The sequence below is a fragment of the Cryobacterium flavum genome (assembly GCF_900103805.1).
In the GTDB taxonomy this organism is placed as follows: Bacteria; Actinomycetota; Actinomycetes; order Actinomycetales; family Microbacteriaceae; genus Cryobacterium; species Cryobacterium flavum.
In genome coordinates, this window is the sequence record NZ_FNIB01000001.1 from 411,895 (window position 1) to 424,066 (window position 12,172).

Sequence of the window (12,172 nt, forward strand, 5' to 3'; positions counted from 1 at the left end):
TGCAATCCGAGGAGGGGTGGCGCGGTTACACCGGCGCGAGCGGCTCGAACGGGCGCGGCGGCTCCAACGGGTCGGATTCCGTGGGTTTGGCCACCTTGCTCACCGCCCGGTCGAGGGCTGCGCGCACGACGACCACGCCCGGCCGCTGCGCGCTCGACCGGCGCGCAGCCGAGAACAGGGTGCGGTGCGGGGTGCCCGGCAGGTCGTGCAGCTGAACGGCCGGCATGCGCCCGGCCCAGACCAGATCGGGCAGAATGCCCACCGCATTGCCCGATTCAATCAAGCGGATGTGCGCGATCAGGTCGGCGGTCTCAAACCGCACGTCCGGTTCGAAACCGGCCGAGCGGCAGAGCTGCGTGGCCCACTGCCGCGACGCTGTACCCACCGGCTCCATCACCCAGGGCAGGCCGGCGGTTTCCTCGAGGGTTGCCGCGCTGACCCGCCCTGCGCCGTCCCGGGAACTATCCGCGGGCGGCACGGCGAGCCGCAGCGCATCCGTTGCGAGGTTGATCCGGTCGAGGTCGGGCCAGTGCGCGCGGGTGTGGCCGGGATACTGCTCGGCCAGCACGAGGTCGAAGTCGCGCGCGGCCACCTCGAACAGGCCGCGCTCTGGCTCGCGCTCGGTCACTTCGACCCGTAGCGCCGGAAAGTCCTCGGCGAGAAAAGTGAGCGCCCGCGGAATGACGGCGAGGGCGGCAGACTGGAACACGGCCACCCGCACGGTGCCCGACACCGTCGTGGTGCTGGCGCGCAGGTCGGCCTCTGCAAGTTCGAGCCGCTCCAGCAGGTGGGTGGTGTGCTCCACCAGAATCTCGGCCTGCGGGGTGAGCTGCACCCGCCGCCCCACTTTTTTCAGTAATACAACGCCGGCCTCTTTTTCGAGCAGCGCGAGCTGCTGCGACACCGCGGATGGGCTGTAGGCAAGGGCAGCGGCGACCCCGGCGAGGGTGCCGCGAATCTTCAGTTCGCGCAGCAGTCGGAGTCGCCGCACATCCAGCATCCGCTGCCCCTTACACCCATCGAACGACCCAAAACCAAATCATTAGAAATTGTAACGAATATCATGCATAAACATTTGCTTTTGCTAAATATAGGCTGGCCTCAGACTTGAATAACCAGAGCAACCCAACCGCGAACGAAAGACTAGTCTCGTGACCATGACCAACGCCTCCACCCGCCCCGCCAACGAGGATTTCAGTTCGGAGGTCGTCGCTCTCGTCAAGAAATGGCTCGACGAAAGCGCCACCATCCCAGCGGATGCCGCGGCCGAACGGCTCGCCGGCGTGCTCAAGGACCCGAACGGCCTGGACTTCACGGTCGGCTTCGTTGACGGCGTCATGCGCCCCGAAGACAAGATGGTCGCCGGTTACAGCCTGCAGAAGATCGCCAAGAAGGCGCCCGGTTTTCTGCCGGTGCCCATGCGCGCGGCCATCGGCCTCGGTGGCATTCTCGGACCGGTGCTGCCCTGGGTCGTCATTCCCGCCGCCCGCACCGTGCTGCGCCAGATGGTCGGCCACCTCGTCGTCGACGCCACGCCCGACAAGCTCGGTCCCGCGCTCGTGCACCTGAAAGAGGGCGGCAACCGCCTCAACATCAACCTGCTCGGTGAGTCTGTACTCGGCGAGAAAGAGGCGCTCGAACGCCTCGAAGGCACCAAGCGCATCCTCGAACGCCCCGACGTGGACTATGTCTCGATCAAGGTGTCCTCGATCGCCAGCCAGCTCTCGATGTGGGCCTTCGATGAGACCGTCGCCCGCGTGATCGAACGCCTGACGCCGCTGTTTGAATTCGCCGCGGCATCCGCTACCCCGAAGTTCATCAACCTCGACATGGAGGAGTACCGCGACCTCGACCTCACCATCGCCGTGTTCGAGGGGCTGCTCGACCAGCCGCAGCTGGCCCAGCTCGAAGCCGGCATCGTGCTGCAGGCCTACCTGCCCGACGCGCTGAGTGCCATCCAGGGCCTCACCCACTGGGCGCAGAATCGCCGCGCGGCCGGCGGAGCCCCGATCAAGGTGCGCCTGGTCAAAGGCGCCAACCTCGCCATGGAGCATGTCGACTCCGCCGTACACGACTGGCCGCTCGCGACCTTCTCCACCAAGCAGCAGAGCGACACCAACTACAAGCGGGTGCTCAACTGGGCGCTCACCCCGCAGAACACGGATGCCGTCAAGCTCGGCATCGCCGGCCATAACCTGTTTGACGTGGCTTGGGCGCACCTGCTCAGCGTTGCCCGCGGCGTCGACGACAAGGTCGAGTTCGAGATGCTGCTCGGCATGGCCACCGGCCAGGCCCAGGCCGTGCGCAAGGACGTCGGACAGCTGCTGCTCTACACACCCGTCGTCGACCCCTCGCAGTTCGACGTGGCCATCAGCTACCTCATTCGCCGGCTCGAAGAGAATGCGAGCTCGGAGAACTTCATGTCGGCCGTGTTCGAGCTGACCAGCAACCCCGAGCTCTTCGACCGCGAGAAGGCTCGGTTCCAGGCCTCGCTCGACGCCCTCGACGACCGGGTTCCCACCCCCAACCGCGTGCAGGACCGCTCCAGCAGCTACGACCGGGGTCGCCTGGCCGCCGCCACAACGGATGCCCGCAGCCAGCAAACCGAGACCGCCAGCGACGACGACCCGCAACTGACCGGCGTGCTGCTCGGCATCACCCGCGGCTCGGCGCCCACCCACTCGACCTTCCACAACGAGCCCGACACCGACCCGTCGCTGCCCGCCAACCGGGCCTGGGGCCGACGGATTTTGGCCCGCGCCGATGCATCCGTTCTCGGAACCGAAACCATCGAGGCCGCCGCCGTTCCCGACGAGGCAGCGCTCAATCTGATCATCGACGGTGTGCTCGAGGCGGGAGCAGCCTGGGGGCAGAAGACCGGCGCCGAACGCGCCGCGGTACTGCACCGCGCGGGCCTGGCGCTCGCTGCCAACCGAGATCGCCTGATCGAGGTCATGGCCAGCGAATGCGGCAAGACCATCACCGAGGGTGACGCCGAGGTGAGCGAAGCGGTGGACTTCGCCCACTACTACGCCGAACGTGCCAAGGATCTGGACCGAGTGCAGGGCGCCATCTTCGTTCCCTCGAAACTCATCGTGGTCACCCCGCCGTGGAACTTTCCCACCGCCATCCCGGCCGGCGGCATGCTCGCCGCCCTCGCCTCCGGTGCTGGCGTCGTCGTCAAGCCGGCCACGGTCGCCCAGCGCACCGGTGCCGTCGTGGTCGAGGCCCTCTGGGAGGCCGGTATCCCGCGCGAACTCCTCGCTCTGGTCAACCTGCCCGACCGTGACCTCGGTGCCAAGCTCATCGCGCACCCCGCAGTCAACCGGGTCATTCTCACCGGCGGCTACGAGACCGCCGAGCTGTTCCGCAGATTCCGCCACGACCTGCCCCTACTCGCCGAAACCAGCGGCAAGAACGCCATCATCGTCACCCCGTCGGCCGACTTCGACCTGGCCGCCGCCGATGTCGTCAAGAGCGCCTTCGGCCACGCCGGCCAGAAGTGCTCGGCCGCGAGCCTGGTGATTCTGGTCGGATCGGTAGCGAAGTCCGAACGCTTTCTCGGCCAGCTGGTCGACGCCGCGACCTCGATCAAGGTCGGGCAGGCAAGCGATCCGGTCACCCAGATGGGCCCGATCATGTCGCCGGCCGACGGCAAACTACTGCACGCCCTGACCACGCTCGGCGCCGAAGAGAAGTGGCTGGTCGAACCGAAGCAGCTCGATGACACCGGCAAGCTCTGGTCGCCGGGCATTCGCACCGGCGTCGCGCCCGGATCGTACTTTCACCTCACCGAGTTCTTCGGCCCGGTGCTCGGCGTGATGCACGCGCGCAACCTAGAAGAAGCCATCCGCTTTCAGAACGCGGTCGACTTCGGCCTGACGACAGGGCTGCACTCGCTCGACGCCGACGAACTGGCCCTCTGGGTCGACACGATCGAAGCCGGCAACCTCTACGTCAACCGCGGCATCACCGGTGCTATCGTGCAGCGCCAGCCGTTCGGCGGCTGGAAGCGCTCAGCCGTGGGCGCCGGAACCAAGGCCGGCGGACCGAACTACCTGCTCGGCCTCGGCAGCTGGGTCAACGAGCCGGGCCGGAACAGCTCGACGTTGCACCTGCGCGGCCTCGAACAGCGCGTCACCGACATCATCGAGGCCAGCCAGCCGTTTCTCGACTACGCCGACTTCGACGTGCTGCGCCGTTCGGCCGTGAGCGACGCTCTCGCCTGGCGCGAGGAATTCAACGTCGTGCGCGACGCGACCGACCTCAAGGTGGAGCGCAACCTGTTCCGCTACCGCGCGCTGCCGGTCACCGTGCGCCTGACCGAGAGCGGAACGCTCGCCCAGCTGCTGCGCGTGATCGCCGCCGCGACCCTGTCCACGTCGCGCTACGACGTGTCGAGCAGCGTTCCGGTGCCGCCGGGCGTGCGCAATATCCTCGCCCAGCGTGAGATCCCGGTGCTGGTCGAAACCGACGAGGAGTGGCTCGCTCGCGCTCGCTCGGGCGGGATCACGGCCAGCCGCGTGCGTCTCATCGGCAGTGACCCGGTGCTGGGCGCGCGAGTGGAAGCATCCGCTTTGGCCGAAGCGGTCAACGGCAGCCCCGACATCGCGGTGTACTCGAACGCGGTCACCCAGGCCGGGCGCATCGAGGTGCTGCCGTTCCTGCGGGAACAGGCAATCTCGATCACCGCGCACCGCTTCGGCAACCCGAGCACGCTCTCCGACGGCGTGATCTAGGCCGGTTACGGTTCGTAACCGCGGAGATTCCGGCCGGATCGCCTTCAATCGTGTGATTGGGGGGATCAGCGGCGAAATCTCCGCGGTTCTGCACGCATGGGCCCGAGAGGGCACACAGGCTACGTGCGGTTTACATACAGATTCGTGGGGCAGACTCTAACGGGCCGTATGATTACCGCTGTCCACAATTCGACAGGGGTTCACGCTTGAACGGAAACGCGACGACGACGCACCGAAACGTCGCTCTGTTGTCGGTCGCGAGTCTCTTGGCGCCGCTCATCACGACGTCGGAAGAGATCGACCGACGTCTGAAGCCGGTGTTGACGCGCCTCAAACTGCCCACCGGGCTGCTCCAGCGGGTTGCCGGAGTGTATGAGCGCCGCAACTGGGGGCCGAACGAGACCTTCGACGACGCCGCGGTCAAGGCCGGCAAGATCGCCCTGCGCGAGGCCGGCATCAAGCCGAGCGACGTGGGCCTGCTCATCAATACCTCGGTCACGCGCAAGCACCTCGAACCCTCCGTCGCCGTGCGTATCCACCACGGACTTGGCTTGCCGTCGTCGGCGATCAACTTCGACATCGCCAACGCCTGCCTCGGCTTCGTCAACGGCATGACGCTCGCCGCCCAGCTCATCGACAGCGGTCAGATCAAGTACGCCGTGATCATCGACGGCGAGGACGCCGACGAGATCCAGACCAACACGATCGACCGCCTCGGGCGCCCCGGCATCAAGCGCAAAGACTTCATGAGTGAGTTCGCGAGCCTTACCCTCGGTTCCGGCGCTGCCGCTGCCGTGCTCGGCCCAGCGGATGCCCACCCCGCCGGGCACCGCATCCTCGGCGGGGTCACCCGCGCGGCCACCCAGTTCAACGGACTGTGCGTCGGCAGCGTCGACGGCATGTTCACCGACGCCAAGGCGCTGCTCAAGGGCGGCATGGAACTGGTCGTCTCGGCCTGGACCGAGGCCAAGCGCGACTGGAGCTGGTCGAACATGGACCGCTACATCGTGCATCAGGTCTCGGACGTGCACACCAACGCGATCGTCAAGGCCACCGGCATGGACAAGGCGAAGGTGCCGCTGACCTATCCGACGCTTGGCAACGTCGGCCCGGCGTCGATTCCGATCACGCTCTCCCAGGAGGCGTCGAAGCTCAAACCGGGCAACCGGGTGCTCCTGATGGGTGTCGGCTCGGGCCTCAACACCGCCATGATGGAACTCGTCTGGTGAGAGTCGCCGCCCGACACCACCCTCGCCTCCTGCGAGATGCCAACTTCGGCCCCATGAACTGTGCAACCGCCCATGACATGCCACTTTCGGCCCCATGGAACGGCGCCAAGGGGCCGAAGTTGGCTTCTCGTGAAAACCAAGGGGCCGAAAGTGGCTTCTCGGGCTCAAAAGGAGTGTGACCGAGATTCGTGCAACCGCAGCTTCCCGTCTTCCGCGCACGCGGCTGGTCGTGGCGACCCTGCCGCCGTCCGGGCTGGCCGGGCTGAAACCCGAGTGGTCGCGCCTGGTCGAGGTCGCCGAGAGCGGGTCTGCCGCGTCTCACGGCTGGCACCTGCTCGACAATGGGCCGCAGCTCGACGCGCTCGGCGTGGTTCCGGTCGGAACTATCTTGTGCGTGCACGGCAACCCGACCTGGTCGTACCTCTGGCGAGGCCTGCTGGCTGCAGCAACGGATGCAGCACAGTCGGGCGCGCCGGCCTGGCGCGTGATCGCTGTCGATCAGCTCGACATGGGCTTCTCCGCGCGCACCGGCAGTGCTGCTCGTGCTGGCGCAACCGGCCGCCAGCACGCAGGCACTGGAGGGTTTCGCCCACTCGCCCGCCGGGTGCGGGACCTCGGCGACCTCACGGACGCCCTCGAACTCGTCGGCCCGGTGATCACCCTCGGTCACGACTGGGGCGGAGTGGTCTCGCTCGGCTGGGCCGTCGACCATCCCGAACTGCTGGCCGGCGTTATGCTGCTGAACACCGCGGTGCATCAGCCCGCCGGCGACAAGATTCCGGCGCCCCTGCGTCTCGCGCTCGGGCGCGGAATCCTGGGACCTGCGACCGTCGCGACGCCCGCGTTCCTGGCCACGACGTTGGCCCTCGCGCATCCGCCGTTGTCGCCCGAGGTGAAGCGGGGCTACCGCGCGCCGTACCTAACCGGCGATCGCCGCGGCGGCATCGGCGGGTTCGTCGCCGATATTCCGGTCGCTCTCGAGCACGAGAGCCGGCCGGAACTCGACCGCATCGCCGAGGCCGTGCGCTCACTCGCGGTGCCCGCGCTGCTGCTCTGGGGCCCCCGGGACCCGATCTTCAGCGACCGATACCTCGACGACCTGGTCGAACGGATGCCGCACGCTCGCGTTCACCGGTTCGAGGGTGCCGGGCATCTACTCGCCGAGGACGCGGACTATGCCGCGGCCGCGCTGCTCTGGCTCGGGGATGCCGTAGCTGACAGGCTCCTCGACTCGGTTCGCGCCGGTGCGTCGCGTTCCCGGAATGGCGATCTCAACAAGCTCGATCAGCGTATGGGGGCGCCCGGCGAGCTGTCCGCCGCTACGCCGGGATTCGCGCCTGAGCCTGCTTCGGCGGCCGCACCATCTCCGTTGGTCGAGCCCGTCTTTGGCGGGCCGGCGGCCGCGTGGGAAGCCGCGGGGACGCATCCGCTCTGGCACTACCTCGACGTCCTCGAGGACTCCGACGAAACTGCCCTCGTCGACATGCAGCCGGCCCCGCGCACCGTCAGCTGGCGGCTGCTCTCGCGGCGCGTGCGCCAGATCGCGGCCGGCCTCGTGCACATCGGCGTCACACCCGGCGACCGTGTCTCCCTCCTCGTGCCGCCGAGCGCCGACCTCACCGCGGTGCTCTACGCCTGCGTGCGCATCGGCGCGATCGTCGTCGTAGCGGATGCCGGCCTCGGCCTTCCCGGCCTCACCCGCGCCGTGCGCGGCGCCCGCCCGGACTTCGTGATCGGGGCTGCTCCCGGCCTCATGGCCGCGCGCGCACTCGGCTGGCCAGGGCGCAAGATCTCGGTCGCCCGCTTTCCGGCCCCGATGGCACGGCTGCTGAGCATCGAGCACACCCTGGCCGAGCTGATTCAGCTGGGCCAGGCCCGACTCGAAGCCGGCGACTTGCTCCCGACCGAACCCGCGCCAAATGATGCGGCCGCCGTGCTGTTCACCTCCGGATCGACCGGACCGGCCAAGGGCGTCGTCTACACCCACGGGCAGCTCTCCGCCGTGAGTCGTGCCCTCTTTCTGCAGTACGGCGTTGGCGTCGGTACCGGCCTCGTCGCCGGATTCGCCCCGTTCGCCCTGCTCGGCCCGGCGCTCGGGGCCCGCTCGGTCACCCCCGATATGGATGTCACGGCACCCAAAACCCTCACCGCCACTGCCGTTGCCGCCGCCGTTGCCGCGATCGACGCGACCGTCGTCTTTCTCTCGCCCGCGGCCCTCGTGAACGTCGTCGCCACCGCCGACGCGCTCACCCCCGCCGATCACGCCGCCCTCGCCGGGGTGCAGCGTTTTCTCTCGGCCGGCGCCCCCATCTCCGAGAGTCTGCTGGCCCAGGCCGCCGCGCTCATGCCGGGAGCGACCGCGCACACGCCCTACGGCATGACCGAGGGCCTGCTCATGGCCGACATCACGCTCGACGGCATTCGCGCCGCCGCCGCGAGTGTCGCCGACTCACCCAGAGTGGGTGCCGCGGCGGACGAGTCCGCCGGACTTCTCGAGACGGGCTCGACCAGCTCGACGAGTGTGGCCGTCCCGGCGGCAGGCGAGCAACGATCGGCTGTGAACCCGGCCGGGGGAGTCTGCGTCGGTGGGTCGACCGCGACCACGCGCATCCGGATCAGCGCGCTCGACGCGAGTGGGGCATCCGTTGGTGAACTCACGGAAGAGCCCGACGTGACCGGCGAGATCGTTGTGTCGGCGCCGCACGTCAAGGACCACTACGACCGGCTCTGGCTCGCCGAGCGCGCCTCGCGGCGCGGTGCTGTGGCGGGCGAACGCTGGCATCGCACCGGTGACGTCGGCCACCTCGACGGTGCAGGCCGCCTCTGGGTGGAGGGCCGCATGCCGCACGTCATCGTGACGGCCGACGGCGTCACGACCCCGGTCGGGCCGGAGCAGCGCATCGAAACCCTGCCCGACGTTTTTCGGGCGGCCTTCGTCGGTGTCGGTCCGCTCGGCACACAGCAGCAGGTCGCCGTGATCGAAACGGTACCGCCGGCCCGCCGGGTGCACCGAGCTGCAGAGCCCCTCGCTGCCGCAGTGCGCGCGGCCGTGGGCTCGCCGGTCGCCGCCGTGCTCGTTGTTCCCGGTCTGCCGACCGACATTCGGCACAACTCCAAGATCGACCGCAGCCGGCTGTCGCGCTGGGCCACCGGCATCCTCTCTGGCAGTCGCTGGTCTAAGCCATGAGGGGCGCGCCATGAGAGTGCTGGTGACGGGAGCCAGCGGCTTTCTCGGTCGGGCCGTCGCCGAGCACATCAGTGCGGCCGGGCACGAGGTACGCACCTTTCAGCGGCGGCCATCGGGCCTGACCGGCGTCGAAGACGTGCACGGCTCGATCACGACGGTCGCCGACACTCCGTATGCCGGGCTCGCCTATGCGGTCAGCGGTATGGACGCGGTCGTGCACCTCGCCGCGAAGGTGTCGCTCGCCGGTGACCCGGCCGAGTTTGAGGCGGTCAACGTTGGCGGCACCCGTACCGTTCTGCAGGCGTCGACGGATGCCGGCGTCTCCCGTTTCGTCTACGTCTCGTCGCCGTCGGTCGCCCACGCCGGTTCGTCGATCATGGGCTCTGACTCCCTGCCGGCGTCGCCGGAGCAGGCCCGCGGCGATTACGCCCGCACCAAGGCTCGGGCTGAACTGCTCGCGCTTGCGGCCGACGCCCCCGGATTCAGTGTGGTCGCCGTGCGGCCGCACCTGGTCTGGGGCCCCGGCGACACCCAGCTGATCGACCGGATCGTCGACCGCGTTCGCCGCGGACGGCTGCCGTTGCTCGGACACGGCGCGGCGCTCATCGACACGACGTATGTCGACAATGCGGCCTCGGCCATTCACGCAGCGCTCGAGGCCGCTGTCGCCGTTCACGGCCAGTCCTACGTGATCACCAACGGTGAACCGCGCCCGGTCGCTGAACTTCTCGCCGGAATCTGCGGGGCGGCCGGCGTGACCGCGCCGGCGTGGCGGGTGCCAGCATCCGCTGCCCGCGCTGCCGGTTCGATCATCGAGGCGATCTGGCAGCGGCGCCCCGGAGTCGACGAACCGCCGATGACCCGGTTTCTGGCCGAGCAGCTCTCGACCGCGCACTGGTTCGACCAGCGGCGCACCCGCGCCGACCTGAATTGGACCCCCGCGGTCTCCCTCGACGAGGGTTTCGAGCGCCTGGCCGCCCACTACCGCGCCGCCCGGTAACCTCCCGCCCGGATCTACTCCGGACGGGGCCCAGGCCCCGTCCACCGGCCCAGTTTATAAACTGGGCCCCGGGCTCGGGCCTGGGCCCCGTCCGTGTACGAGGCCGCTACGAGCGGATTCCGAGGGCCGCGCGCGCAAACGCGAGCGCCTCCTCGGGGGCAACGCCCAGTTGGCGCGCTTTGCCGGCGAACGCGGCGGCGGCCACCTGCACCTGTTGCTGGGCGGCATTGCCGCTCGCGGCGATGAAGGATCCGTTGCGGCCGCGCGTTTCGATGACCTCGTCACGCTCGAGCTCGCGGTAGGCGCGGGCCACAGTATTGGCGGCCAGCCCCAGGTCTTCGGCGAGCTTGCGCACGGTCGGCAGCTTGTCGCCCGGTGCGAGATCGCCCGACTGCACTGCGGCAAGCACCTGCACTCGTAACTGTTCGTACGGCGGCGTGGCCGAACGCGGATCGACCAGCAGCATCATGCCGAGGTCTTCGTTCGATTGTCCGCATCGGGCTGATCGTCGACGGCACCGCGCGCGCGGTGCCGGTCCAGTTCGACGGCCGTTTCGGGCCAGAGCCGCCGCAGGTAATGCGTCGTGTTGCGATTGCGCATGCTCGTCAGGCTCCAGCTCAGCAGCGCGACGAAAAGCACCGGGCCCATGATCGTGAACGAGCCGACCAGAATCTCGCCGATCGAGCCGCGCGCCGGCCGGTTGATCGCCTCGCTCAACGAGAGGAACAACACGCAGGAGCTGACGGCGGCGATGATCCCCGGAATCCCGACCAGGCTGCGCAGTGTGGTGCTGCGAAAGGCATCGCTCCAGGCCAGTTGAATGTAGGTTCCGGCCGGTTGACCGCGGCCGAGCAGGGCGTTTGCCGCCGCCCAGGTGACCAGGCTCGCGGCAGCCGCCAGGGCCAGCAACAGCCCCGCCGGCCAGAGAATCGTGCGCACCGAGACGTCATCGAACACCCGCTCCGGGTTGATCGCGATGACCCCGAGCACGGTAGCATAGCCGAGAGTAGCGAGGCCCAGCAGGCCCAGAGAGAACGCGCGGTCCAGCGGAGTAACGTAGTCGGCCAGCCCGGGGGAAGCGCTGCGCGCCAGCCGCGGCACCTCGGCTACCGGTGCGAACGCCGAGCGGGAATCGTTGCCGATGAGGGCGACCGTCGACCCGACCGTCATTGCGACCAAGACCACGAGCCCATTCCACGGGTTCTGACTGCCGTCCGTCAGAACCAGCAGCGCCACGCCCGGCACGAGCCCCACCATCGACCCGACGACCCCCGCGCGTTCGCGGCGATAGATCCGGCTCGACAGCTCGGGGACGATCTCTGGAACCAACGCGAGCCCGACCTGCTGGGAGTAGGCGTGCAGCATCCGCTTGCGTGGTTCGGCACGCGCGATATAGATCAGGCGGATGCCGAGTCCCGCCAGCATCAGCGCCGCAAAAACTGCTAAGACTGCTAATACTGGATCCACAAAACCCTCCCGTTGTGTGCGTTTTGTACCAGAGTAGCAATACAAAACTCCGGCCGCAAGGCCCGGCTCAGGAGTCGGAACGGCGATTCAGGGCATCGGTGACGAGGGTGAGGGCCTCGGCCGGGCTCACGCCGAGTTGCTCGATGCGGGCAGCGAATGCGTCGGCCGCTGCCTGGGCGTGCCGCTCGGCCGCATCACCGTTGGGTGCGATGAATGAACCGAACCGACCGCGCGTTTCAATCACGCTGTCACGCTCGAGTTCGCGATAGGCCCGGGCGACCGTGTTCGTGGCCAGACCGAGCTCAGCGGCGAGGGCCCGCACGGTCGGCAGGCGGGTATCGTGCTCCAGCTTACCGGAGCGCACGGCCGCAATGACCTGGCTGCGCAACTGTTCAAACGGCGGCGTGCTCGAGTGTGAATCAATGGCAATAAAGGAAGCGGGCACGGGACCCTCCGTTCAACGTTATGAGCAATTTTGCCTCGCTACAACGAATGCCGCAACACCATACCCACGGTACGTTCCCAGGGGATGTTTTCCGAGAGCGGGTGA

Annotated in this window: 8 protein-coding genes; 4 read left to right on the forward strand and 4 right to left on the reverse strand. The window is 68.3% G+C overall.

Annotated features, from left to right (window positions below):
- Positions 1-25: 25 nt before the first annotated feature.
- The gene (locus tag BLS91_RS01875) at positions 26-1,000 is read right to left on the reverse strand and encodes a LysR family transcriptional regulator (RefSeq protein WP_092338635.1); all 975 of its coding nucleotides are present in this window, start codon (positions 998-1,000) and stop codon (positions 26-28) included.
- 157 nt (positions 1,001-1,157) lie between these two features.
- Here BLS91_RS01875 and BLS91_RS01880 point away from each other — a divergent pair, with 157 nt between their 5' ends.
- The 4 genes from BLS91_RS01880 (at position 1,158) to BLS91_RS01895 (ending at position 10,155) form a co-directional block, all read left to right on the forward strand.
- Positions 1,158-4,739: a proline dehydrogenase family protein gene (locus tag BLS91_RS01880; RefSeq protein WP_092338812.1), complete on the forward strand. Its 3,582-nt coding sequence runs from the start codon at positions 1,158-1,160 to the stop codon at positions 4,737-4,739.
- Positions 4,740-4,945: 206 nt separating this feature from the next.
- Positions 4,946-5,968 carry a 3-oxoacyl-ACP synthase III gene (locus BLS91_RS01885; protein ID WP_092338637.1) on the forward strand — a complete coding sequence of 341 codons (1,023 nt, stop codon included), beginning with the start codon at positions 4,946-4,948 and terminating at the stop codon, positions 5,966-5,968.
- A gap of 175 nt (positions 5,969-6,143) precedes the next feature.
- Complete coding sequence (locus BLS91_RS01890; RefSeq protein ID WP_241983073.1) at positions 6,144-9,155, forward strand: alpha/beta fold hydrolase; 3,012 nt, start codon at positions 6,144-6,146, stop codon at positions 9,153-9,155.
- A 10-nt stretch (positions 9,156-9,165) separates the two neighbouring features.
- Entirely contained in the window at positions 9,166-10,155 is a 990-nt protein-coding gene (locus BLS91_RS01895) for an NAD-dependent epimerase/dehydratase family protein (protein WP_092338639.1), read from the forward strand.
- Between the two features lie 106 nt (positions 10,156-10,261).
- On the opposite strand, the gene BLS91_RS01900 is transcribed toward BLS91_RS01895, so the two are convergent.
- From BLS91_RS01900 to BLS91_RS01910, 3 genes are all read right to left on the reverse strand, one after another.
- The gene (locus tag BLS91_RS01900) at positions 10,262-10,624 is read right to left on the reverse strand and encodes a GntR family transcriptional regulator (RefSeq protein WP_338061538.1); all 363 of its coding nucleotides are present in this window, start codon (positions 10,622-10,624) and stop codon (positions 10,262-10,264) included.
- Positions 10,621-11,622, reverse strand: a complete 1,002-nt coding sequence (locus BLS91_RS01905; RefSeq protein ID WP_134505228.1) for a hypothetical protein — start codon at positions 11,620-11,622, stop codon at positions 10,621-10,623. Before BLS91_RS01905 ends, BLS91_RS01900 begins: the two co-directional genes overlap by 4 nt.
- A gap of 67 nt (positions 11,623-11,689) precedes the next feature.
- On the reverse strand, positions 11,690-12,067 hold the full coding sequence (locus BLS91_RS01910) for a GntR family transcriptional regulator (RefSeq protein WP_092338643.1): 378 nt from the start codon (positions 12,065-12,067) through the stop codon (positions 11,690-11,692).
- Between the last annotated feature and the right edge of the window lie 105 nt (positions 12,068-12,172).